The 25,044-nt window shown below is 43.2% G+C and carries 19 protein-coding genes; 3 read left to right on the top strand and 16 right to left on the bottom strand.

Going from position 1 to position 25,044, the window contains the following annotated elements; all coding sequences use genetic code 11:
- Positions 1-189 precede the first annotated feature (189 nt).
- From ACYU8Y_RS19995 to ACYU8Y_RS19985, 3 genes are all read right to left on the bottom strand, one after another.
- The gene (locus ACYU8Y_RS19995) at positions 190-1,557 is read right to left on the bottom strand and encodes a tyrosine-type recombinase/integrase (RefSeq protein WP_460939845.1); all 1,368 of its coding nucleotides are present in this window, start codon (positions 1,555-1,557) and stop codon (positions 190-192) included.
- A gap of 246 nt (positions 1,558-1,803) precedes the next feature.
- Positions 1,804-2,193, bottom strand: coding sequence for a hypothetical protein (locus ACYU8Y_RS19990; protein ID WP_460939844.1), 390 nt, complete (start codon positions 2,191-2,193; stop codon positions 1,804-1,806).
- 202 nt (positions 2,194-2,395) lie between these two features.
- Complete coding sequence (locus ACYU8Y_RS19985; protein ID WP_460939843.1) at positions 2,396-2,602, bottom strand: helix-turn-helix domain-containing protein; 207 nt, start codon at positions 2,600-2,602, stop codon at positions 2,396-2,398.
- A gap of 264 nt (positions 2,603-2,866) precedes the next feature.
- On the opposite strand from ACYU8Y_RS19985, the gene ACYU8Y_RS19980 reads away from it, so the two are divergent.
- Positions 2,867-6,589 (top strand): CHAT domain-containing protein, encoded by a 3,723-nt coding sequence (locus ACYU8Y_RS19980; RefSeq protein ID WP_460939842.1) that lies wholly within the window; start codon positions 2,867-2,869, stop codon positions 6,587-6,589.
- A gap of 188 nt (positions 6,590-6,777) precedes the next feature.
- Here ACYU8Y_RS19980 and ACYU8Y_RS19975 read toward each other — a convergent pair whose 3' ends face one another.
- From ACYU8Y_RS19975 to ACYU8Y_RS19930, 10 genes are all read right to left on the bottom strand, one after another.
- Positions 6,778-8,811 (bottom strand): hypothetical protein, encoded by a 2,034-nt coding sequence (locus ACYU8Y_RS19975; RefSeq protein WP_460939841.1) that lies wholly within the window; start codon positions 8,809-8,811, stop codon positions 6,778-6,780.
- 28 nt (positions 8,812-8,839) lie between these two features.
- Positions 8,840-10,315 (bottom strand): terminase large subunit, encoded by a 1,476-nt coding sequence (locus ACYU8Y_RS19970; RefSeq protein ID WP_460939840.1) that lies wholly within the window; start codon positions 10,313-10,315, stop codon positions 8,840-8,842.
- Positions 10,296-10,799 (bottom strand): helix-turn-helix domain-containing protein, encoded by a 504-nt coding sequence (locus ACYU8Y_RS19965; protein WP_460939839.1) that lies wholly within the window; start codon positions 10,797-10,799, stop codon positions 10,296-10,298. The genes ACYU8Y_RS19970 and ACYU8Y_RS19965 overlap by 20 nt, the downstream gene beginning before the upstream one ends.
- Positions 10,800-10,828: 29 nt before the next feature.
- Positions 10,829-11,488, bottom strand: a complete 660-nt coding sequence (locus ACYU8Y_RS19960; RefSeq protein WP_460939838.1) for a hypothetical protein — start codon at positions 11,486-11,488, stop codon at positions 10,829-10,831.
- A 37-nt stretch (positions 11,489-11,525) separates the two neighbouring features.
- Positions 11,526-11,717, bottom strand: coding sequence for a hypothetical protein (locus ACYU8Y_RS19955; RefSeq protein WP_460939837.1), 192 nt, complete (start codon positions 11,715-11,717; stop codon positions 11,526-11,528).
- Positions 11,718-12,003: 286 nt separating this feature from the next.
- Positions 12,004-14,241, bottom strand: coding sequence for a VapE domain-containing protein (locus ACYU8Y_RS19950; RefSeq protein ID WP_460939836.1), 2,238 nt, complete (start codon positions 14,239-14,241; stop codon positions 12,004-12,006).
- A 13-nt stretch (positions 14,242-14,254) separates the two neighbouring features.
- Positions 14,255-14,440 (bottom strand): hypothetical protein, encoded by a 186-nt coding sequence (locus ACYU8Y_RS19945; protein WP_460939835.1) that lies wholly within the window; start codon positions 14,438-14,440, stop codon positions 14,255-14,257.
- A gap of 83 nt (positions 14,441-14,523) precedes the next feature.
- Positions 14,524-14,961: a hypothetical protein gene (locus ACYU8Y_RS19940; RefSeq protein WP_460939834.1), complete on the bottom strand. Its 438-nt coding sequence runs from the start codon at positions 14,959-14,961 to the stop codon at positions 14,524-14,526.
- An 84-nt stretch (positions 14,962-15,045) separates the two neighbouring features.
- Complete coding sequence (locus tag ACYU8Y_RS19935; RefSeq protein ID WP_460939833.1) at positions 15,046-16,113, bottom strand: hypothetical protein; 1,068 nt, start codon at positions 16,111-16,113, stop codon at positions 15,046-15,048.
- A 4-nt stretch (positions 16,114-16,117) separates the two neighbouring features.
- Positions 16,118-17,443 (bottom strand): site-specific integrase, encoded by a 1,326-nt coding sequence (locus ACYU8Y_RS19930; protein ID WP_460939832.1) that lies wholly within the window; start codon positions 17,441-17,443, stop codon positions 16,118-16,120.
- Between the two features lie 296 nt (positions 17,444-17,739).
- On the opposite strand from ACYU8Y_RS19930, the gene ACYU8Y_RS19925 reads away from it, so the two are divergent.
- Positions 17,740-18,423: a hypothetical protein gene (locus ACYU8Y_RS19925; RefSeq protein ID WP_460939831.1), complete on the top strand. Its 684-nt coding sequence runs from the start codon at positions 17,740-17,742 to the stop codon at positions 18,421-18,423.
- Between the two features lie 199 nt (positions 18,424-18,622).
- Entirely contained in the window at positions 18,623-19,312 is a 690-nt protein-coding gene (locus tag ACYU8Y_RS19920) for a LytR/AlgR family response regulator transcription factor (RefSeq protein ID WP_460939830.1), read from the top strand.
- Between the two features lie 721 nt (positions 19,313-20,033).
- Here the strand turns inward: ACYU8Y_RS19920 and ACYU8Y_RS19915 are convergent.
- The 3 genes from ACYU8Y_RS19915 to ACYU8Y_RS19905 form a co-directional block, all read right to left on the bottom strand.
- A complete protein-coding gene (locus tag ACYU8Y_RS19915) occupies positions 20,034-21,575 on the bottom strand; it encodes a sensor histidine kinase (RefSeq protein ID WP_460939829.1) in 1,542 nt (513 codons plus the stop codon).
- Between the two features lie 387 nt (positions 21,576-21,962).
- Positions 21,963-22,190 carry a putative quinol monooxygenase gene (locus tag ACYU8Y_RS19910; RefSeq protein ID WP_460939828.1) on the bottom strand — a complete coding sequence of 76 codons (228 nt, stop codon included), beginning with the start codon at positions 22,188-22,190 and terminating at the stop codon, positions 21,963-21,965.
- 145 nt (positions 22,191-22,335) lie between these two features.
- Positions 22,336-24,993: an excinuclease ABC subunit UvrA gene (locus ACYU8Y_RS19905; RefSeq protein WP_460939827.1), complete on the bottom strand. Its 2,658-nt coding sequence runs from the start codon at positions 24,991-24,993 to the stop codon at positions 22,336-22,338.
- Positions 24,994-25,044: the final 51 nt, after the last annotated feature.

The following is a 25,044-nucleotide window of genomic DNA, read 5'->3' as shown; positions in this document are numbered from 1 at the left end:
GTGCCTATAAAGTCCTTATGAATGACTTATTGCTCAATGCTATGGAATAGTTTAGATCCGCTTACTGACAAAACTGACAAAAGGGTATTTATTGGGTTTGGTCGTTTTGTCAGTAAGTTGCCTTTGGCATTTTGAATGATTTCAGTGGTTGGTTCAATTTGAATAAAATCGTTAATCACTTGATTATTGTCAACGTATTAGGCCTTTCTTCCTATTGAAAATAGCCTGCATCGGCTGAATGCTTTGGGTTTCGTCAAAGTCGTTTGTGTATATCTCAGTTGTTTTATAGCTACTGTGCCCCATCATGCTTTGAATGTCAATCATGGTAATTGACTTATCATCCTTCATAATCTGCTTAGCTAGTGCCGCGAAACTATGCCGGGCATTGTGCATCCTTAATTTGCCATTCAAATTTGATTCAGATTCGATCTTCTTTAGACTTCTGTTAATCGATACGTTTAGCGGACTGATCGCATTGTAGAGCGCCTTTTTTACCTCAAAGCTGGCTGATCTATACTGTTCATACGTCAGCAACTTTGCATATCCTGCTTTATTGTCCAGCCAGGGCAAGATATAATCAGTGGCTTTGGCCTGTGGGTTCCAATAATGTTTCAGTAATTTTATTGCCGACTCAAACAAAGGGATACTAACCACATTCCCGGTTTTTAGCATTTCATACTTTAAATGAACCGGCTGGCCATCGGCATCCGTGGTGAAGCTTCGATAACGCAACTGCATTACATCGGCAAAGCGCATACCGGCCAGAAAGTGAGACAGAAGCCAGACCCGAAAAGCGTCATCCACTGACACACGTTTACGCCTGGCCGTTACGCTTACTTTTGAAATATCTTGAATGGCTTTTTCGCTTAGCTTACTCTTTTGTGATTTAACTTCTGTTAGCTTTTTAACGTCACCCCAAGGCGAAAGCAAGGCCGCTTTTCTAGGGCTTTTGCCCGACTTAACTAAAATATCCTGGTGCATCTTGTGAAGTTTAATGATAATCACATTGATGCTACTAGCCTTTCGTTTGTCCCCTGTTTTCTCTGAATCAGTAGTGATTAGGTATCGCTGAAAGTCCCTTGCCAGCATTGGTGTAACAGACTGTAAGGGTAAGTCATCACCAGCCCATTCTCTGAATATATTGACAGCACTCTTTTTGTTTACATACGTTGAATAGGCTGAGCGTTTCACGTCTTCTAAAACGGCATCCAGCCAGACAAAGTAACGTTCAGAAGATCCAGATTTAAACCGGTCAGCTAATATAGCAGGTGTTAGTATAGAGTCTGGTTCCTCCTTCTGCCATAGCTCAACTCGTTTTTTTATCCTCAAGTATTCATTTTCAATTTCAGTATTTAAATCTTCCTTTCGTCTATCCTTCAAGACCCATTTACCCCAAGTCTTCTTTGGATTCCAACTTTTATGAGCTTCTACAATCTTGACACTGGTTAATATCCGTGCTGGCTTTTGGCCTTTCATATGTAAACGGACCATCACTGATGATCGTCCTGTTCTATCGGGCTTACTAGCTAGCTCAATATTATATGTAAGCAGTGGCATGGTTTTTTAAATGCATATGATTTCGGCCAATTATGTATTGTTAATATGCATCTAAGGGTTGAATTTAGTAAGTATATAATGATTTGATGTGTTTTCTGACAGTGCTTTAATGGCAGAAAGCCCCGGTTATATCCGGGGCCTTATAGCTACTTCACAGTACTGTACAAAGCATGTTATTCCTACGCTCTATGAGGGATGATGCTAGTCAACTATTAGCTAAGTTGAGGATGTTATTTCAAGTCATTTTTAGTTAGATTTTAATCTCTTAATCCGTTGCCACTTCTCAGATAACCTTATCAAAAAGCTAGTCAATTGATTTGCACTGAACATACGGGCTAGATCAGCTTGAGAAATAGGATACTCTTGTGCTGGCTCATATTCAGATTCGGGATCAAAGCCTATGTTGCTGTGTACGGCATCTAATACCAGACCGTTCACCAGGTCAACAGGTCCAGATGTACCGGCTTCATATAAGAAGTTGCTCACCATCATGTAAAGCTGTTGGTACTCCCTTTCCAGATCTGAATCCGGTTGCCGATTATCAACCGTAAAAGATGTTTGTAGGACCGTTTTTGCCGATTGCTCAGAATCGTTTGCATGGGTTCCCTTACCCACGTAGTTTTGTTCCGTGTTCATTTGATTTTAAAAGTTAGGTGAAACACTTGCTCCTTCGCTGGTTTCTCAGGCCGTTAGCGTTGGGGCTTTTTTCTTTATCAAGGCATCACATACGGTCCAGTGGGCAACCTCATCAGTACTATACCACCTTTTCTGTTCGTCATTGACAGTACAATAATATCAATAAACTATGATATATCATAGTTTATTGGGCAAAAATATTTTATTTAAAAAAGGAGCTAACCTCTACGCCTAGCACTTCGGCTACTTTTTGTAGGGTATCAATCGTTAAGTTCTGTTTGCCGGATTCATAATTGGTGATGACAGAATCAGCTACACCCAAATTTTGGCCTAATTCCTTCTGTGTTAATCCTCTGGCCTTTCGTGCTTCTCGAATCGATTGACCTACTTTTTGTCTAATAATTGACATTTATGTGTGGGCTATAGGTATAAGACTGGATAGTGTAAGGCATAGTAAGTGTACAAAGTTACACAATTATCAAACTGTCCGTTAACCTTAACGAAAGACAAGTTGAGTATCCGCTTAATTGTTATTTTTGAAAGAGATAATAATTAAGCCCAATATAATTAAAAATTATATATTCGTCGGGTAAAGGTAAAGATCGGGATTTTTAAATAATTAGAGGGAAATAATAATCATTATCAACAATTTTGTAACATACATAAAGTTAAGATGAATAACGATAAAATCACAGAATATAACTTATTAATAAATAGATTGTTAATTATTTATAGTCATAATGAATTACATAAAACAATGGATAATGATATTTTATTAATTAATAATGATTTATATTATATACTTACTAATTGTGAAGCACATGTAATTGATAGAAATAAATATGTTTTAAATAAAATAATTAAATATCTAGTGGAAAAATGGTTAGTGGCAGCTATTGAGCACAAAGAGAAGTATTTGAAAAATAATATTAAATTTTTATCTGATATATATGCACTAATTTTTCTAAAAGAACTATTTGAATACCATTTAAGTATTGATGAGGGAATGAATTATAAATATGTAAAAAATCATTATGAGAGGTTAATTAGCTTACATTTTCAAGAGACAATAGGAAAGGTTAATTATACTAATATCCCAGAGAGTAGTTTAAAGAAAAGGCTTCTAAGTATAGACCTTTTACTATCTATAGTAGATGAGTTGTCAACTCCACTAGATTGGGCCTTATTATGTGGTGAGAAAGGTGATACATTATTTCATTTAAGAGAGTATAAAAACTCCATTGATGAATATAGAAAAGCAATTGATATTTTCATTATTGAAAATAATACAAGTCTATTAGCAACCACCCAACGTTCAGTAGGAAATAGCTATTTAAAAATCATGAAACTACCAGAAGACGAAATCGAAGTTGCAATAAATCATTTCAAGGAATCTTTAAAATTTTACACAAAATATGATTTTCCTAATGACTGGGCTAGCATAAATAGAAAGATTGCAGATTCATATTTGATGTATAGTTATAATAAAGAGAATATTTCTGAAGCTATAAATTGTCTAAATTTAGCATTGGAAGTATACACTACAGAAAATTTTCCAGAAAATTGGGCAAGCATTCATATGCAATTAGGTAACATTTATTTTGAAAGAATTCATGAAAATCGTGCTAAAAATATTGAATTTGCTATTGAAAAATATAACATAAGTCAATCATTTTTTATGAGAGATGGACACCCTATCACTTGGGCTATGTTACAGCATAATCTAGGAAATGCATATAATGAAAGAGTTTACGGTAAACGGTCAGAAAATATAGAACTAGCAATTCAATATCAAACTCAGGCTTTGGGAATTCTAACAAAAGAACATCAGCCTATTCTCTGGATCGATACAAATGTTCAATTAAGTAATTTATATATTACGCGCCCAACTGGAAATAAAGTCAATAACCTAAAAGATGCAAAAGATATCCTTGACAAATTAATAAATTTTGTAAGCCGTGATAACTATCCTGTACAATGGGCAAGAACTCATGCAACTTTGGGGGTACTGTATAATGAAGAGCCGCAAACGCTTATTTCGGTTAATAAAACAAAAGCATTAGATGAATATAATCTTGCACTCAGTGTTTTTACATTAAATGAATATCCTTTTGAATGGGCTCAAACGAAAAATAACTTAGGGAATCTATATAGTAGACATATTGATGGAGATGTGGCTGAAAGTATAGAAATTTCTATAAACTATTTTAACGAGGCATTAAAGGTTAGAAGTAAAAGTAACTTTCCAAAAGAATGGGCAGAAACCACAAATAATCTGGCTATGGCACTTTCAAGGAGAGTAAGAGGAGACCGTTCTCGTAATATTGATACTGCAATTAAATTATACCAGGAAGTTTTATTAATAAGTAATTTAACGAATTTTCCTCTTGAATGGGCAAATACACAATGTAATTTAAGTATTGCATACCGTGAACGCATAAGCGGCGATAAAGGGGATAACCTTGAGGATGCAAAAGATGCTTTAGAGCTTTCCTTGAATGTATTTAATAAAGAAGACTCACCCGTTGAGTGGGCAATAAGTAAGCAAAATTTAGGCCTTCTATTTATAGATAGAATAAAAGGCGATTTGAATAAAAATATTATAAACTCAATTAATTTATTCCGTGAGTCTTTGGAAATTATTAATAAGATTGACTTTCCTTATCATTGGGCTGCTATACAACTTAACTTAGGTTTAGCATATTATAAGTGTGCTAATAACCAGATTATTGGTTACCTAAAGCTAGCGATAAGTGCTTTTAATCTTGCTTTGGAGGTTTTCACTCCAGATACATATCCAGAAGAATGTAAGTCAGCATCATTTAAATGTGGCCAATCATACTGTCTACTTGATGAGTGGTATGATGCTCGTCAAGTTTTAGAGATTTCACATAGTGCTACTGAAATTTTAAGGCAGCAATTTCATAGAGCAGATAGTAAGAGTAATTTAAGTAACAAAAGCACTTCCTTATATAGTCTTTTAATATATGCATGCATAAAATCACAAGATTATGAAGCTGCTTTTAATTATGTTCAGGCATCAAAAGGCCGTACTGATATAGAACGTTTACAGTCGCTTCAATCAATTGAAGACGTAGTTATGAAATACCCTGAATTGTTACCAAGGTATGAAGAAGTTAAAATTCTCCAGAAGCAATTGGATGCTCTTACATCCAACTCTACAAATAAATCTCGTTCTTCTACTCCAAACTTCATTCCTATAAGCGATGCTAATGAAATGGGAAAATTCAGAAGCTCAACTAATTGGGAAATAAACTCAATACGTCAAAACATAAAAGCTAAATTAGAAGCTATTAGTTATTTATTTCCCGTTTCAACGGCTATACAATATAGTCCTAGTTTTGAAGTTAGTAGCGCAAAAGAATTAGCTAAAAATTTAAATTCTATATTTATTGAATTTCTAAATCATCCTAAAATGTGGATGGCATTTATAGTAGATGAAAACAATTGTTACTATGTGCCATTGCCTAACATTACTCCAACTGATATAAATTCATGTGTAAAGGTTTTGGAATCTTTTCAGCAAGGTAGATATGCTTACGATTTTAGTGGTTTTGAGAAACTTTACAAAGATCTTTGGTTACCATTAATGCCTTATTTGACAAATGAGAAGAGTATTGTAGTAGCACCTCACAGTATATTATACGCCGTTCCTATTGGGGCTTTACAAAGTAATAAATACTCGAGACCTATATGTGAAGAATTTACATTATCTACAGTCTCAAGTATTTCATTTTTATCAGCTATCTACCAACAGAGCAATAAATCACTCAATAATAATTCGAGGTTGTTAAGTATAGTATATGCAGGATCAAGTAGTAAAACAAGTGATTACTTGTACAATGTAGAAGCAGAAGCAATTGCGATAGCTAAAAATTTTGATGAAACAATTAAGTTAACATCATCAGATGCAACACCTGAAAATGTAGCTTTTTATTCTAATAGTCAATTATTTGAAGTAATACATTTTGGTTGCCATGGCTATTTTGATGCAAGTGATTCAAATTATGCTGCTTTGAAAATTAATGGCAGTTTAAGTGTTCAAAATATAATTAACAGTATCAGGTTTAATGGTAGCCCCCTTGTAACATTAGCGGCTTGTCAAACTGGAATGGTCGAACAAGCAACAGGTGGTGATTTAACTGGCTTAACACAAGCATTATTCATAGCAGGTGCTAGCAATGTAATTGCAACTTTATGGCCTGTTAAAGATAGACCTACTAGAGAATTATTAGAGATATTTTATAAAAAACGAAAAGAAGGTGTAAGTAATTCTGTAGCTTTACAATTTGCTATTACAGCAATGAGAAATAATTCTCGCTGGAGAGATCCTTTATATTGGGCAGCATTCCAAATTTTTGGTTTACCTATCTAAATATATTAGGTATTTAGCCATATAAGTTATGATATTCGTTTCTTAATTTAAATTAACAGTATTTTAATAGAAGGAAATATTTAATAAGACAACTTTTACCTTACTTAAGTTTACTAGGTGATCGAAAAAAATTATTAAATATTGCCTTGCGTTAATAAATTTTATATCTATCAACGCAAGGCAATATTTTAAACAGCAATCAACACAGCCGTAGCCGTTTGGCCGGATCTGTACGGACCTAACTTGTTCAGGTAAAATGTAGTGTCATTTACTTCAATACTGCCTAAGCGTACTTTCTTCAGCCGGATAGGTACGGACAGATCCAAACTAGCCACTTCAGCCGGATCTAAATAAACCGATGCCGTCAGCATTCGCGGCCTACGTAACACTCTGACCAGTGGCTTAAAATAGCGGTCAATCAAGGGCTGTTCAGTCTGCTTCAGCACTGGCGAAAAGGCCAAACTGAACGAGTTGTTATCCGTTTTTGCCCCCGCTGGCCGAATTGCCCACCAGCAGGCAGTAAGTGTAACGGCCACATCTAAGAAATCACCAGCAGGCGTAAGGGTTCGGGTCTGAACTGCTACCGTTTTGGTTGGTTCGACCAGAATAAGCCGCGCTGAGGCATCATTTTTATTGATATTCGTGGTATCGCCTGACTTGCTGATTGATCTGGTTTTGATCAAAATCGGGCTTCCGTACCCGCCAATGGTGTTTTCAGACGACAAACAGGCCATAAAAGGCAAGTCAAACAGGGTTGTTTCCGTTGGGTTTGAACTGTTTCCACTCAATAAAAAGCCGTCACCATAACCGATGTATGACTTTTCATCGTATTCTTTCCACTTGCACCAGTTTTTTGCCGCGTAGCCTTCCAATTGTACTGAATATTCCGGCTCATTGGTTTCATCGACCATCATTGACCAGTCTTTCGCAGTCGGCATTTGGGCAATCACATCATTCAGTGGCACCAGCTTAACCGTTTTTCGCTTTTCGTCAACGATAAACGTACCCTGCATGATTTTGGCAATACTGAGGGCTAGATCTGTACAGGAAATATCAGCCGGTAAGTTTTCAGCTACTGGCCAGGTATCACCCAAATGAACCAGACCGTCAGGCACGAAACTTACCCACGTTTCACCAGCCAGTAGGCTAAAATAATAGGCATAGTCAGCTAGTTTTGTCCGGCTGCTACCTGTTAGCCTAAACTGAAGTTCATCACCGGCCAGACAATCAATCGTTTCATCGATGGTCAGAATCTCAGTAATGTTTAGCCCATTATAGTACCCACCTTTCGAGTAGTGCGTAGTGGCAATCGGCTGGCCGTTCTTTTCCAAGATGAACTCAATGTCAGCAGCCCCGTAGCGAACAACAGACACATACATTAGTTGAGCCTGCACCTTCAAACGCATGTTATTTGGACATACGTAACTGTAACGATCAGTCTTGAAGGGCTTTAGTTTGCCCTGTGTGTAGCCGTCCAGCACCATGTTATCAATGCTGAATGGAACAATCTGATTAACGGTGTGGCCAGACGAAAGCTTAATGCTGGTGGTGGTGCCGTTGGTGGTTATTTGGGCCGAACGGTCATCTATCCACTGGTCATCATGGGCTTTCGGATCAGCACCGACGAACGGCAAAACCAGTACTTCAAACAGCGGATCTTTCAGCCAGTCACCAACGGGCTTGTAACCGGCTTCTTTGCAGATCTGGCCGAATATCGTTTTCGCATACACACCAGGGCAAATTGTATCATACGGCATAATGCCAGCATCTATACCACCGTAGTCAACCATCGGATAAACTACGCCCTCAGCATTACCGGCTAGGGATGTGATCTGGTCCAGTGTCCACGGGTGATTGAGCCGGGAAAGATCCAGGCTTGTAAGCATCTTGTCTTTGATGGCATCAAAAAAAGAAATAAGGCTATCATAAAGATTGACCTTCCAGCCAGCCGAAAAGCTATCAAATTCAACGATACCCTGAAACGTGCGTTCGCCTTCATCGATGACAAAAGCCGGTAGTTGCCGGTATGGGTTTGGCCCACCGGCATCAATCTGTTCACCGCCGTTCATCAGATCACGGACAACCTGACTGTCAGGTAATCTGAAGGAGTTAGAATAAGAAGCAGTACGGGCATCTGGTTGTGTTAGATCATTTCCCTGAAACGTAAGGGAAAAGTCTATTTCACACACCCACACATTGTTAATATATAATCCGTCTTTCATTAATTTAGCTGTCTATTAAGTTGAAATTTTACTGACTGAAATAGCTGTTGTTTTTTCGCATTGGGCGGCTAATTCTAGGTCCGCCAACAGGTACATTATATTTGGTATAAACCGCGCTCCGAACTGCATCTAAAGCATGATTATAGGCGTCAATGGGCGTGTTGGTTGCTACACCACCTGCCATGATCCATTGATAATTGCGGACCTCACGCCGAATATTTAAGCTACGTTTGGTGTAATGCACCTGGTATTCTTTTAGCTTACTGATGCCTGCATTTATTGAGCCTGGTCCTTTTGTACAAGGCTTTATATTAAGGCCATTTAGCCGCTGGCCACTCTCTAAAGTTGTGCCCCTTCGGATCTCTTCAATACTTTTTGGTTCGGCATTATCGGCAATCACCTCTTCCTGAGAATTTACTTTAGCCAGGTGTGCCCGTTGTAGAATATCGGGATTAGTTAAGCCTGTTTCATAGATCAATTCATCCAGGTACATGTTCTTACCGCTTAGCCCTATACGTATCAGTGTCGTTGGATCATTCGAGTAACCAAAGTCCATACCGGCAAACTGCACATCACAAGCGGGAAACTCATCGATTTCAATCCAGTCAGAAAAGACCATCGCTTCGGTTGATGGCCTTGGATCTTGCTGATAAAGGCTATTAAACGTCAATGGGCTGTTTTGTCGAATGGCTTCTAAGCGTTCGCTAGAATGACGTTCAGGCCATAAAGCTGCACCGATAGGCCGTTGGTCATATGGAACAATATCAACCGTTTTAAGAGCAGCAAAGCTGACCACTTCCCAACCATTCGGATTTGATTCTGATCGGTAGCCATCGCGTTCCAGAAACCTGCCTGCTGGATCGTCTTCATCCCAACGAGTAGTCACATAGAGAATCTGGCTATCGTTGTGAAAACGTGTCTCTACCACGTCTACAATCCATGACCAGGTGTTCTCCCTGATGGTTAGCGATTGAGCTTCTAAGCGGTCTTTTAGCAAGTCGTCTAAGATGGCCACATCGACCGGATCACCCGTTAGCGGTCCCTGCCTGCCAACTGACTTCAAAGAACCACTAAAGCCCACCAAGTCAAATTGTTCAGTTGTACGGGCAACGGCTTCATCTTTTGCACTGGCAAGACGAACAGCCGGAAACAAAGCTTGATACCGTGGGCTGGTTAATCGCTGCTGAATTTCCCTGTTGAATTTCTTAGCCTTTGATGCTGCATAGCTGAGGACGGCAATTCGTAAGTTTGGATTTAGACCGAACAAATAAGGCGGGAAAGATCTGGTAGCCACTTCAGACTTCCCATTTTGAGGAGGCATAAAAACCATTAACTTTTTGATCTCTTTCCGGGCAAAGCGTTGTAGACGCTCACAGATCACACTATGAAACCAAGTCATCTGGTAATCAGGCTTGATCTGTGGCACGAAGTGGGCAAAGTCACGCCGGGCAAGTTCCCGGCGTACCTGCTCTATGCGGATAAAGTCAGGACTCAGCGTTTCCACGATTGGCTTTGGTTTCGAGTTCGGTTAATAATTGCTTCAATTGGGCATCGCTGAGGTTGCCTAAATCATTCGTTTCGACTTTACCCGAGTGAGCTACCTCTACTTTATCACGCCACTTGGCCGGTTGTCGATTCTTCAGCCAGTTTAATGCTGCACCAGGATCAGGCGGAATAAGCTTAATAACTTCCTTTGTGACGGTCAATTGATCATCAACTAGTTCACGTGTCACCTCAGTAAATTCAATGCCGATAGCCCGTTTATAGAAGCCCTCAGCAACGTTGGCATCCGCTACTTTTTTTCCTTCCTGGACTCCCCGCAAAAAATCAGGATATTGCCGCTTCCAATTATCAATGGTGCGAATTGTAACGCCAAATGATACAGCTAGTTCTTCATCCGTAGCGCCTTCCAGTAGGCAGTACTTACGGGCCTGTTCTGCATATTCAGGCTTGTATTTTGTTGGGGCACCTCGCTTTGTCTGTTTCATCTTTTTTAGCTGTCGTTAATGGGTAATACTTATTGTGGAGATAAGAAATCCAGGCTGAAGCGGAGTATTCCTTCATCACTGGCATAATGATTATTGTACTGACTAATCAGCTTAGCAGCGTGAGGAAAAGCATCGTAGAGCATATAGAATGAACTGTAAGGCTTTGGTTGTCGGAGAGTGGTTAAGCGTTCCTCAATTTGCTCATCCGACAGGGCAGACAGGTTCTTGATTTCCGGTAGGTATTTATTTGGTCCTTCCAGATTCATTACTACGTTGCCAAAGCCAGAATCGTAGTTCTGTGTGAGATAGTATTCATACTCACTGGCCATTTCTCCCAAGCTGTTCCAAATAGCTTTAGGGGAGTTACATGCTTCATCTTCTTTTGTTGGACCAAATGTCAATTGAGTGATGACCTGACTACGCTGAAACCGCTGCTGAAAAACAGTAGCAATAATTCTGAAAGGATTAGGGATCTGACTTCTATCAAATTCCACCAGATCAATCGTAATGTCTAACACCTGATGAGATTGCTTTTCAGTCAGTAACCGTTGCACAGATTGCAAAGCAGCTTGCCGGGAGGATAATAAACTGCTATCTCGAAAGGTGTGGGATTTGTGATAATTAGGATTTGAAAGGTCTTTCGCTTTTACCACGTAACCAGGTACTACGGGCTGTTCTTGGATGTTCATCGGTTTATTTTCGTTTGATTGGAAATTTGTCTTGTGATTAAGGTACATGGGCTTGTAAAATGCGTTTGGCTTTGTTTATCAGCCGTTCAATGTGTGAGCCAACTTCTACCCCGTTTTCGTTGTGAAAGCCTTCCCAGGGCGGTTTATGGCTTCCGTTTTTACACCGTTTGTCTAAGACCTCGACTACAGTTAGGGCCAGGCTGATTAACTCGTCATTTGGGCTTTTCATAGGGTAAAGGGTGGCTTACGGTGGAAGGGGTGGCTTACGACTCCATAAGCCATGACAACTAACTGTTTTACAACAACTTACGGGCTATTTTTGGGGTGGCTTGCGGTAACTGGCAAAAACTTTCCTTACAGAGAAAAATATTTTTTTATGTTCCCTCTTTCTCGAATTATTTTTCCCTTATTACATAAATACTTATTCACAAGCCACTTAAGCCACTATATATAAACTATTAATAATAAGGAGGTTAGGGTGGATTAGGGGTGGCTTAAACCCGGCTTTAAGTGGCTTACGGATTGTCTAAACGAAGCACATCGTACACCCAGGGTCGTCTTTGCTTCTTAGTTTGAGGGTCTTTACCAAATCGCTTTTGGTAAGATTTCAATCCCATCGCTGCCAGTTCCAGCCTGATCTTATCGCTTTCGAGCCTACGACCACCAGCCCGACTCTCAAGGCTAAGGTGAATCTGAATCAGTTCCAGATGTTCAACTACCTCCCCACCTTCACCTGTCGGTTTAGCAAAAGAGCATTCCAGGAGTTGCCTTTCAATTGACCACTTTTTAAAGCTCCCTGTTTCCTCTTCCAGGCGTCTTATATCGTCACTTGATAAAGAATACCCTTCGCCATTTGTGTAAGCGTGATAGGCTTCCATCAGCAAATCTGTTTTATCGATAGTGTTATATAATTCCCGGTTAATCGACAGTACGTTAATCGGAATGATACGCCTATTGCCTGTGGGATCGCTAAGAATCGCCTGCGGGTTACTCGATCCACAGAGTGCAGCCCGACGCCGTAACTTCACGTTAGTACTGCCATACGGTTCGCGGAGGTCAAAAACCTTAGCCGAAAGCAGGTTTTTCATTAACCCCACGTCCTGAAATGATTTACCCGATAACTCATCTAAGAAAACAATCCAGTTTTCACAGAGTAATATCTCGTCATCTTTGCCTCGGTCCAGTTTAGTTTCAGCAAAGTATCTTTGTAGTCCATCAGGTAACAGACGCCTAAAAAATTCGGTCTTGCCAATGTTTTGCGGTCCGGTCAGAATCAACATTAAGTCGCATAAATTATCAAAAGCCAACGCGACCAGGCCGATCAACCATTTTCTAAAAAAGTATTCAGTGTAGGTTGGGTCAAATCCATTCCCTTCCCAGCCAGTATCCGTTTCAATCGTGGCCGCTAGCTGTGCGATAACGCCAACCGGCTTACGGTCCCGGTGATGAATAAAGAACTGTTGCAGCGGATTAAGGGGCGGGACTGTCTTATGAGAAAAAAGAAGCGATTCAAAAGCCTGTCTTCCTAATTTTCCATCGAAGAGGATCAAGAGTTCATTAAATAACTCATTCACCTCCCATTTCCCGTTGAAAATGATCCCATTCGGCTTTTCAATACGCCGGGACACCAGGTTAAAGAAAAGGGCGTGTTGAAGCTGAATGTGCCTTATCGTCTGCTCATAAATGGTCTCCTGAGTATCAATACTGCCAGTAGCATTATAGACCTGCTCCACAATGGGCCGCGACTCCTGGTGTGGTATATCCAGCATTTTCGCCAGCGTATCCACGGCGCTGTTAAGGCTAACTTTATTTTTTTTGCTGTTACTTGAAATGCTGACGATCTCCTTTGTACGCGGAGTCATGATGTCCAGACCGGCGCTTTTAGCCACATGATAAAAAGTAGCTATTGTAATCTGTTTGGCTCCATAACGTAGTAAGTAATCGTATTGCTTGTTACATTCCTCCGGTTCGTACTTGGGGCTGAACTGGCTAACGCGGTGAAAAAATTCCCTACCATTCGCGCCATATCCCGCCACGAAAGCAAAGCCCATTTTAAACCAATCGTCGTAAGAATCCGTAAGATTTAGCTGCCGACTTTCGATCTGGCTAATGACGTGTTCTATATCCTCATTCGTATGTACGTAGTCCGAAATTGGCTTTTCACTCTTTTTTCGCTCCGATGCTTTAAGGTATTGCCGGAAAACTAACGACTCTTCATTGGTGAACAGATTAGGGTCATAACTGACATAGCGCAACCGTCCTTTGTTTTTACAAGATGGATCAATGAACCGGCCGTATTTTTCCAAGTAGTACCGCTCAAGAGCTAAAAAAGCATCTTCCCATCGTTCAGGCTGAATCTTTACCAAAACGCAAAGACCCTTTCCCCGACACGAGACCCAGACCGCAAAACTGTACGGATCGCTGCATAATTGTTTGCATGTTTCGTCTAGCTCATCGTTCAGGTAATCAAAGTCAATGGCCATCAAACCCGAATAATCTACTACACCTTCGTTGGTTCGATTATTGACCTCAAGTGTCCCGGCAATCGTAGCCGCTGGCAAATCTTTTTTATACTTATCCTGCTTTTCTTTATCAGCTTCCGAGCGTAGTTGTTCTATTAGGTTTTGGTGCTTGCCCAAAACAATTTGATCTAGAAAATCCCTTACCGTAATGTCGGTGCCAACCTTATCATACGTATTTTTATACATAGTGATAGGGGCCAACATCGTTTTTGACTTTGTTGTCGATAGCATCGCAATAGATGAATTAGGTAAGCGGGTTGGGGGTAGGGTCGGTCATATCCTGAATGGCTTTATCAAGAAGCCAGTGATAAACCCGACACTGTTTTTGATACAGACTTAAGGCAAATTGATGGTCCTCATCAGGCAGGGGAATGCCAGCGGCTATAAACTGAATAATACGCAGTATGCTGGTAGCGTCATCCTGGGTCAAGATGAGGTTATCTAATCGATTGCGGGGGCAGGCACATTGGCAACGTCTTTTGCGCTTGCTAGGGGTGGAGTTTGGGCGCTGGTTCATATTGTCTTGCGCGCCCTGCCGCGTTGCTTACCTAACTGATTATTTACTTGCTCATTAGCAGCTCGTTCGAGTGCAAAAGTATCAAGTGAGGATCGGCGCGTCTGACTGCGTAGCCAGTTGAGTACACTGGCTTTCTCGTACAAAACACGTTTCCCAAATTTGATAACGCCGGGTATATCACCTGCTGCTGACTTGATTCTCAAGGTACTGGCTGGAACACCGGGGCAAGTGGTTACTAACCACTTAAAATCACCGTAAGGTTCGGCATCAGTCGTGCCGGAATGGTTACTGAGAAGAGTGCGTATTTCGTTTTGTCCTTCTCGAATAGCGGCAAGTTCTTCCGCAAAAACTTCAAACCAATTTATCACGTTTGTTTGTTCGCCGGATATGTTGCGCGGTGAACAGAACAAATATCCGTAAACAAAAAAAGTCACTTTGAAAGTGACCTTTTCGATATAGTTAAATGTCTGATAATCGAGAAGTTAATTAAAAGGTCATAAAGGTTTCAAAAAAAGCCACTATTGTTTTAGTCGTATTTGGTTAGAGGTTTCTACAGTTTCGTTACCCCGTAGAACCTTATATGCATAGTCGTATGAAACCGGCTTAGGGTTCTTTTTTCCCCAACTGATATATGCTGCTAACCAGTTTGCTAGTTCTTTCATATCGGCTAAAATTGGATTGGTTCGTGCTTCTCTGGCTACTTTAAAGATATAAGCTAATGAATCAGCCCTTAGTTTCACCCAAATGCGATCATTAGAATACCCTTTTTCTAACAGTTCTCCCAACGCGCCATGTTGCTCAGTTGGAGTGTAAATAGAAAGCGTTTTAAACAAGCGTGTTTGCATCTGGTCGGGTACATACAAATTAGGCTGTAGTTCGTATGGGGTTGATGCTACACCTGACCGAGCACCTTCAGTAATAGTATTTGATGTTGATGTAGGTAAGTTAGGCGTAGGTATATCGGAAGAGGTAAATTCAGCTAAAATCTTAGTAAGTCGTTTTTTCAAACTTACGGCTGCACCATGCGTGAATTTTGCCTGAAAAGCAGGATATGTAATACTTAGAGCATCGGCTCTATCAGTTACTTTAGCTTTTACATCCTCAATAAAAGCAACAAGATCAAATTCAGGATTGTCAATGCGATAGTCGCGTAATAACATACGGATAGTCATTGCTAACCATTCTATTTCAAGCGGCCTCCCATCTACGAAAGCTTTTAAGGAATCATCTATATCATCTTCTATAGCACTTTCATTGGCTATAATTAATCCATCACGTATATTAAAGCGGTGCCTCTCATATAATGGTCGTTCTTTATCTTCTAAATAAGCTTGATAACTCGCCTCAATTTCTTTATTCCTTCCTATGCTAAACCTTTCTTCATGGGTCTTTATAATACATACACTTTTTGGAGATAGGGCATCAGCTTTATTTCTTTCTTGCATATCTGCACGATAAGAATAAGTCTTACCAGAATCCGCACTATGAAGCCAACGGCCACTATTATACCGGATTAGTTCATTGGGATTTTCAGGGTAAGGCTGAAAAACTTGACCTTCTCCAACTGTTATATTATTGTCTATCATGATCTTATAAATTTTCAAAAGCAGCATCCACTAAATCAGTCTCAAACTCAGATAAATAAATCTGTGTTGTGCGTTCATCACTGTGGCCCATTGCTTCGCTAATGACTGCTGTAGCCACGCCGGAACGCTTGAGGGCCATAGCAAAAGAATGTCTTGATACATACGTGGTGAGCGTTGTTTGGATACCTACGGCGGTTCCAATCGTTTTTAGATCGAGGTTTACTTGCCCCATGATTTTCCCGCAACGGTTTTGTCGTTGGGTCGGTGTAGTATGTAAAGCTGTGTTGAGGATTGGGAACACATAAGCGGCAGTATGTACAGTTTCGGGCTTGTAATGTTCGAGAATTGCCAGGGCTTGCGGCATAAGCCGAATTGAGAACCTACCGCCTGTTTTCTGCCTAATGTAGCTTAGGCGGGGTTTGTTGTCTAAGTCAGTGCCGATATTAGACCAGCGTAGGGCAGCCATGTCTACAAAGTTGATACCACCACAGTAGTACGAAAATAGGAACAGGTCTTTTGCCAACTGTAACCGATCCTGTGTATTGCGCAAGGTGGCATATTTGCCGTTTTCCTGTGGGGGCTGGTAGGCTTCAATTTTGCGTATGTCGCTTTTACTAATCGCTCGTTTGGTAGTTCGAGTATCAAACTTACCAATTTGGAACTTGTGATTTTCGGCGGTGTTACGGGCAAAAGGGTAGGAGGTAGGTTTAGCGTAGCCGTTGGCAATGGCTTTATTCAGGACAGCGCGGAGGGTTCTAAATCTGACCGACAGTGTAGAATCCGTTACTGTCTCGCTTCTCATCCGGTTTTCCCATTGGTTACAGAATTTGACTGTAATGCCATCAAACGGCACGTCTTGACCTTCACCCATGAACCGACGTAAGCTGTTTTGCACATCTTTGTAAACTCGTTTATTACCTACATTCCCGGTTTTATCAAACTGGCTAATTAACTCGTCGAAATATTCTAGTAGTTGAAATCGGCGCAAGTCGTTACGTTCATCAATAACTTTGTGAACAATACTACTAGCATCATGACGGGTATCATTAACAGCAAGTTCTTCAGCAGCCTCAGTAAACCTCTCTTTCCATTTTTCTAAAGCCTTTTCCAGAGCCTTACGCTTTTCGGCGGGGTAACTCTGTCTGATTTCGTGCTTATTAGGATTCCAGAATTGCGGATGCAAACTAAGGCCAGTAGTAATGTGCTTACGGGTTCCCTCTTTATGGATTCGCACTACAAACGGATGTGAGCCATCAGCCAGAGTTTTTGAAGTCCATAAAACTATTTTAACGCTTGCCTTTTTCTCTCTGATTTTGCCTGTTTCCGCCATGTCGGTAGGTTTTGAATGTGCAAACCGGTTTGCGTACTGGTTTGCATTTGCCAAAAATACTACCAAAAACAACAATAACAAACGAAAACATAATAGTAATTATATTATTGAAAATCAATGTGTTGCACTCTATAATGAAAATTGGTCCGTAATATAGATTCATGCTTTGGGAGCAGGAGGTCGTAGGTTCGAATCCTGCCACCCCGACATCTAAAGTCCCAGTAAAAAAACCGATTAGCAAATAAGCTAATCGGTTTTTTTATGTTTGGATTTGTTTGGTTGAAACAAGTATACAGATGACTAAGATAAAAGCAATATCGAATAGTGGGGATGATACTACGATTGACGTAATTGAAGATACTATCATTTGCCCAAATTGTCATGTAAATATTATTCCTAAGCCATTGTATGCTTTCGTCCGCTCGAATGGATCAAGTATCGATTTAATGCTTAGATGTCCTAATATCAATAATTGTGGATCTGTTTTTATTGGAGTGAATCAAAAAACAATTTCGTCGTCTGGCTATCCTACATTTTCATCGTCTGGCCCCATATTTAAGGGTACTGTTAGGCCTAGGCAATTTAGTGATACAATAAAGGCTCTATCAGCGCCATTTGTTACGATATACAACCAAGCATACACATCAGAACAGCAAGGCTTATCGGAAATATGTGGAGTAGGTTATAGGAAGGCTATAGAATTTTTGATAAAAGACTTTGCAGTTTTAAATAATCCGAACGAAACTGATTTAATTCTAAAAATGCCATTGATGCAGTGTATTAATAAATTTGTTGAAAGTGGCAATATTAAGAAGGTAGCAGAGCGGGCAGTTTGGTTAGGTAATGACCAAACCCATTATGTTAGACTATGGGATAACCACGATTTGCAAGATTTAAAAAGATTAATTGATCTAACAGTACATTGGATTGAAGCTGAAGAGTTGACTAAAGAAATCATAAATAATATGCCTCGAAAATGACTTGGACTAAAAATATATCATCCGACTCAATACACTACAGTATTGCTTCACTTTTGAGTAGTCACTAATAGTCTCTTTTTTCATTTTGCCTGATAACAAACCCTTCGCGACAATAATACAGTGTTGGGTAACTTGGACGAGTATATAGTAGCGATTAGCTAATTGTAAGGTTTGTATAATATAGGATTATAGAAAATATATGCTTACATGTATAATTGTTGAAGATGAAACTATGGCTCGTACATCATTGCAACGTCTGTGCAAGCAGCATAGTGCGCTGGAGGTGTTGGGCGTATTTGACAACACGATAAGTGCCCTTGACTTTCTAGCTGAACAGGATATAGACTTGATTTGGCTGAGTGTTGAGATGCCGGGTTTGTCAGGTTTTGATCTATTAGAACAGCTACCGTCTGTACCATATGTAATCTTAACAACTAGAAAGATCGAGTACGCGTTTGAAGCTTTTCAGTACAATGTAACAGATTATCTAAAGTTACCGATTACATTACCTCGTTTCAATATAGCCGTTGAAAAGGTACTAGAGTTGAGTACACGTCTAAAGCAGAACACAACCGAAGAACGACAGGAAATATATGTCAAAGTTGATAGTCGTTACATAAAACTTACACATCAGACAATACTATATGTCGAAGCCTACGGTGATTATGTCAAGGTAGTTACTACGGATAAGACATATACAGTATATACAAAGATGAACCGTATCGAAGAAAAATTAGGGCACCTATTTATACGCGTACATCGTAAATATATAGTCAATATTGACAAAATAGAAGACATTGAAGAGAATACACTAGTCATTTTAAAACAGGTTATTCCTATTGCCAGAACGTATAGGGCAGAATTAATGAACCGTCTCAATTTGCTTTAATTATACACTATAGAGGAAATGGTTTCAAAGCGCCATATATCGTGTAAAAATAACCGTTCATCGAAGGTGGGTAACCGAAAAACCTCCTTTTAGGGCTCAATACAGCGTGTATTGCGCGATTTGTCGAGAAAATATTGTAAATGATTGCATTTGGGCGAGGAAAAGCTACGCTTCATCGAATTTACCAGTATCAATTACCTTTTGCGCTACAATTTTAGGTCAGAAAGTGATAGCAAGCTTTCTTAAACCGATTTGTATAATGCAAAAGCGTTTAAAAAAGCCAGGGCCCGGCCGGAAGCCGAACCCTGATGAGAATGGTAGCCAATCAATTCTAGTAAAGTGGCTTGGTTACCTTCGAACTGTAGTGCTTTTAGTTGACATTATTGATCGACATCTAAACTAAAAGCGAACGTTGTTGAGCCCTGTATTAGCAGTACAGGGCTCTTCTATTTAGATAAGACAAATTTACTCATAAATAAATGAACCAGACAAGTCTAAGTTATTGTGTTTGTGCTTTTGAAACGTTTTACTGAGCTAAACGAGCCAATAAAATATACTTATCGACTGACGAACACTCAATTTTTTGCTCTATTAGATAGGCTCGAATCGAAAAGACGTCATACATAGGTTTCTTGCCTTCTTACCGGTGCGTCAGCGTCTTATTTATTATAGGAGGACCGTTCGCCCGGATTACATATAACACAATTACTAAGGTAGTTAGCTATATAGGCAGGTAGATGGTAAAGGTAGCCCCTTGGCCGGGTTGGCTGGTAGCCGTTATCGCCCCGCCATGATTGGTCACTACGCGTTGGCAAATGGCCAGTCCAATACCCGTACCCACATACTCGCTCTTGCCATGTAAGCGCTGGAAGACCTGAAAGATGCGGTCCCGGTACTGCTCATCAAAACCAATCCCATTATCCATCACCGCAATCTGGTGGTATGCCATAGCTGACCGGGCGGGCTTGAGGCCGGCAGGCAACTGATCGGCCGCCACCTGGCTGGCCTTAATGACAATGTGGGGAGTTACCCCTGTACGCCGAAACTTAAGCGCATTGGTCAGCAGATTTTGAAACACCTGACCCAACTGCGAAGCATCGCCCTGTACAGTAGGTAGGGGGTCAACACTCACCTGAGCGCCCGTTTCTTGGATGCTCATCTCGACCGTGGTCAACACTTGCTCAAGGACCCAATCCAGGGACACCGGGCCGCTGGCATCCCGCTGGGTAGCAATACGTGAGAAGTCCAGCAGGTTTTTGATCAGGGTGGACATGCGGCTGGCCGCAGACTGCATCCGCTCCAGGTAGGCTAGCTCATCCCCTACCGAACCGGTGTAACGACTTTTGAGAAGGTCGCCAAACGACTGGATCTTTCGTAAGGGTTCCTGCAAGTCATGAGAGGCAATGAAAGCAAACTGTTGTAAGTTCTCGTTGGAGCGTTGCAGGTCCTGATTGGCCAGCTGCAACTGGTGCGTTTGCTGGGCTACCCGCTGTTCGAGGAGTTCATGACTCAGTTTGTGCTGGGTAATGTCCACCACCATGCCCACAAAGCGGGTAGCTACCCCCTGCTGGTCAAAGTAAGCCTGCCCCTGTGCACGAATCCAACGCAACTGGCCGTCGGTTAAGCCCACGGTGCGGTACTCGATGGAATAAAAACCCGACTGGTAGCCTTGCAGGGCTGCTTGAACGACGGCATCGGTTCGCTCCCGGTCATCGGGATGCACCCCTTGCAGAAACAGTGAATAACTGACGCTGGCCAGGGGCGGTAAGCCAAATAAGGCTTTGCATTGATCCGACCAGATCAGCTCGCCCGTGGCGGGGTTGAGGTCCCAAGTACCTATCTCGGTGGATTCGATAGCCATCTGTAACCGCTGCTGGGTGATCTTTAATTCATGGATGTCGGTAACTGAGCCCACAAAGCCCAGAAAGGTTCCTTGGGCGTCAAAGCGGGGGCGGCCCGTATCTTTCATCCAGTAGTAGGTGCCGTCGGCGGCTCGTAGCCGATAGTCCAGTGCAAAGGGTTGCCGGGCCTGGTTGGCGGCCAGGAAGATAGCACCCGATGGCTGAGCATCGTCAGGATGGACCGCCGTCAGCCAGCCGGTGCCCAAGGCCTCCAACTGGTTTTGTCCGGTGTAGTCATACCAGCGTTGGTTGAGGAACACACAGCTAGCGTCGGGTTGGGTGACCCAAATCATCACCGGCAAATCGTCGGCCAGGGGTAGGAGCTTGTCTAAATTGGTTGGGTCGGGTAGTGCAGATGACATGCTGGAAGGTAATATATGGTATAAATATCATTTGATTTGGGGGCATCTGGGGGCGTACCTTACTGGAGAACGTCACCCGGGAAAAGTACATTGATTTAGTTAATAGCCCATCGGCTGCCGGTTGAGTTCCATAGACCTAATACGGTCCAGAATTTTGGACATGGAGGCAAGGGGTCAGGTAATTTTTACGGGAAACCCCTTTTATCAGCTCCTTCGTATGTCATTGCGCTAAAAACGTCTGGCCCCGGAAGTAGATACATACATACCTCTTAGTCTCACTGGGGAGAGTAATTTGAGACTATAATACAGGTCGCTTGATTTGTAACAGGGTAGGGGCCTTCATACTTTACTTGTCAAAGCACAAAAGTCACTATCCTTTCATAAGAATTACTTGCCGTCAAGTAATTCAAGCTGTTCGATCACAGGAGGCATACTCAATAGCGTATCAGCATTTGCCAACAACGCCTTCGCAATTTCACCGCTCAGGTGGGCTTGCCGGTCGTCTCCGGTGGCAAATGTGTCGAAAATACCAAACGTATTCTCATTTATCCTGAAGGCATACCAGCGAATGGTGCCCTCTTCTCGTTGAGCCGTGGCCAGGTTTTGCTTGAACACGAGCCAATAATGACAGTCTTTCCATGATATATGAGTGTAAAGGTTTGTAATGTGTGAGACAGTTAATAAGCGTACGACTTTGGTCCTACGTTTTGCCCTTCATTCAAAACACGTGATAGGGGAAATAGACTTGTCATGATGTTGATTAGGGGGGACTTAGCTCGGGCTTCAGAATGTTCGCCAGGAATGGTGCCGTGCGGCTTGCCTGACACGCGGCAATCTGGGCGGGTGTCCCTGCCGCAACGATCGTGCCGCCCTGATTCCCCGCTCCAGGTCCCACGTCGACCACCCAATCACACTGGGCGACCGTACGCATATCATGCTCGACAACGATAACGGTATTGCCCGCATCAACCAGGCGGTTCAGCTGAACAAGAAGACGGTCGACATCACGCGGATGCAGGCCTGTGGTCGGCTCGTCCAACACGTAGAGGGTGGTGCCCCGTTGCGTACGTTGCAGTTCGGTGGAGAGCTTGATGCGCTGGGCCTCCCCGCCGGAAAGCTCGGTCGCACTTTGCCCAAGTTTAAGATATCCCAGGCCAATATCCCTCAGCGTGTCCAGGGACCGCAACACTAACGCTTCCTTAGCAAAAAACAGGCAGGCTTCATCAACTGTCATGTCCAGCACATCTGCAATGGATTTGCCATTCCAGTTGATCTCCAGCGTCTTCTCGTTATAGCGGGTGCCATGACAGGTCGGACAGGGGGCATACACGCTCGGCATGAACAGCAGCTCGATACTGACCTGGCCTTCTCCCTCACAGGTTGGGCACCGCCCTTTGGCGACGTTGAAGGAAAAGCGGCCGGCATCGAAGTGTCTCTTACGGGCCTCCGGCGTTGCGGCAAAGAGTTTTCTGACCTGATCAAAAAGCCCGGTATAGGTGGCCAGGTTGGAGCGTGGCGTACGTCCGATTGGTTTTTGATCCACCTCAATCAGTCGCTGGATGGCATCGATATCGCCCCCCAATCGACCGATGGTTTTTTCGGCAGGGGTATTTTCCAGCGTATCTTCCTCGGCCTCTTCCCGTCTCATGCCCAGGTGCCCGGCCACCAGATCCAGTAGAGACTGGCTCACCAGGCTGGATTTACCCGACCCTGAGACACCGGTCACAGCAGTAAAGCAACCCAGCGGAAACGAAACATTCACGCCCTTGAGATTATTCCGTCGGACTCCTTCCAGGCCTAGCCAGCCTTTTGGGGCACGGTTGGGGGACTCAAGCCGGGCTGTTTCCTCAAACAGGTAGGGCCGGGTGCGGGACTCGCTGACCGTCCTAAGGCCTTGTGGTTCTCCACTGTAGAGAATGCGCCCGCCCGCACTGCCCGCTTCAGGGCCAACATCAACGAGCCAATCGGCACGACGCATCATCTCAACGTCGTGTTCGACCACGAAAAGTGAGTTGCCCGACGCTTTGAGCCTGTCCAGTGCGTCGAAGAGCGCGTGGCCATCGGCCGGGTGCAGTCCTGCCGTCGGCTCGTCCAGCACATAGATGACCCCAAAGAGCTGGGAGGAGAGTTGAGTGGCCAGCCGCAGCCGCTGCAGCTCCCCGGAGGAGCAGGTGGGCGTGCTGCGGTCAAGCGACAGATAACCAAGACCCAGCTCGATGAGCGTTGTCAGCCGATCCAGAAGATCACCGCACAGGCGCTCGGCAGCGATGCGCTTTTCAGGCGAAAGATCATCCGTACGGCGCACATCAGGCGCTCCCTTGTGCGCTGAGCCCCCTGCCTGCTGGCGCCTATCCAGCGCGGCTTTGGCCTCCTGGCGACTTACAAGCGACTTTGCTGCATTCATGTCGGCGGCAAATTCGCCATTCGCGGCCGGGGTGATAACGTCTGCCAGTTGGTCCAGGGAAAGATGCGAGAGATCGGCGATGTCGTAGCCAGCGAAGGTAACTGAAAGTGCCTCGGGCTTTAAGCGCTTGCCCTTGCATACCGGGCAAAGGCTACTGATCATAAACTGGAGCACACGTTTGCGCATCGCTGCACTGTCGGTATTGGCCAGCGTGTGCTCCAGGTTTCGCCTGGCGCTGCTGAAGGTTCCCTGATAGCTCGGTTCCATCTTCAATCGCTGAGCCTGCCGCGTTTGGGCCGGGGTGAGGCCTGCATAGACTGGCACCGTCGGCTGCTCGTCCGTAAAGAGAATCCACTGTCGATCGGTTTTGGGCAGGTCTTTCCAGGGTGTATCGATGTCATAGCCCAGTGAGACTAAAATGTCGCGCAAGTTCTGACCGCCCCAGGCCGTGGGCCAGGCGGCAATGGCTCGTTGGCGGATGGTCAGCGATGGATCTGGAACCATCGACTCTTCGGTCATGGTATGCACCCGGCCCATGCCCTGGCAGCGGGGACAAGCCCCTTGCGGGGTGTTAAAGGAAAAATCCTCGGCATAGAGCATCGTCTGGTGGGCGGGGTAGGTACCCACGCGCGAGTAGAGCATGCGCACCAGGCTGGAGAGCGTCGTCAGACTCCCTACCGTCGAGCGCGCATTGGGCGTACCGCGTTGCTGCTGCAGGGCGACGGCGGGCGGCAGGCCGTCAATGGCATCGACATCCGGCACGCCGACCTGATCGATCAGCCGTCTGGCATACGGGGAAACCGATTCAAGATACCGTCGCTGTGCTTCGGCATAGAGGGTACCGAAGGCCAGGGACGATTTGCCCGAGCCGGAAACACCGCTGAAAACCACCAGCTGATTGCGGGGTATGGAGACGTCGATATTTTTGAGGTTGTGCTCACGAGCCCCCCGCACGCGGACAAATCCGGATGCTGCTTTATCGTCCTGGTCGTTGGCGTTTGTTCGTCGAGCCATGGGAAAAGAAGATACTTCGCGAGGTTGCTATAAACTATCAACGTGTACGCT

Source organism: Spirosoma humi (assembly GCF_054776575.1).
This window is presented reverse-complemented; position numbering and strand designations above follow the sequence as displayed.